Raw genomic sequence first — 790 nt, forward strand, 5'->3', positions numbered from 1 at the left:
GCCGCGGTGCTGTCAGCCGCGTGGGCTCAGCGCAACCACACCGTTACGCTCGTCCCGACATACAGCAAACACGGTGGATGTTTTTTTCCCATCGACGAGAAGGTGCGGATGATCTATCTGGCTGACCGCGTCAAGCATAGCCCGCTGCGACGGATCAACTACATCGCGAGACTGACGGAGCTGCGCAAGCTGTTCGTGGAAGAACAGCCCGACGTCATCGTGTCGTTTTTGACCAACGTGAATATCAACGTGATCCTGGCTTCACGGGGCCTGCACATTCCGGTGGTCGCCTGCGAGCATAACGATCCTGTGGCCGATGGCCGCCCGTTGCTGTGGAAGCTGCTTTGCCGGCTCACCTACCCGCGGGCCACCGCGCTCACGTTCCTTTCCCAATCGATGGCAACGCCGTTCGAGAAAATCCGCTCGGGAGACACGCCTCGCATCGCCGTAATGCCGAATCCGATTCCGGATGAGCTTTTCAGCATCGCCAGGCCGCAACGCGCGGAAGGCAGAAAGCGCCTTATTTCAGTGGGTCGCCTGCAACCCCAGAAGCACTATGAGCTGCTGATCGAAACCTTTGCGAAAGTGGCGAACGACTTCGAGGATTGGGATCTGTGGATCTGGGGCGAAGGCCCCGAGCGGCCGATGCTGACCCGCAGGATTGCAGAGCTCGATCTGTCCAGGCGGGTCTTTCTGCCGGGCAGTACGCAGGCTGCATGGCATGAGATGGCCGCCGCCGACGCATTCGTACTGTCGTCGCGCTTTGAAGGGATGCCGGTGGCGTTGATGG

Annotated in this window: 1 protein-coding gene; it reads left to right on the forward strand. The window is 60.4% G+C overall.

Annotated features, from left to right (window positions below):
* Positions 1-6: 6 nt before the first annotated feature.
* Positions 7-790: glycosyltransferase (locus GCT19_RS42355; protein WP_321576965.1), on the forward strand; the 784-nt coding region annotated here is incomplete at its 3' end.

It is taken from the genome of Paraburkholderia atlantica, from assembly GCF_009362785.1.
GTDB classification, from domain to species: Bacteria; Pseudomonadota; Gammaproteobacteria; order Burkholderiales; family Burkholderiaceae; genus Paraburkholderia; species Paraburkholderia atlantica.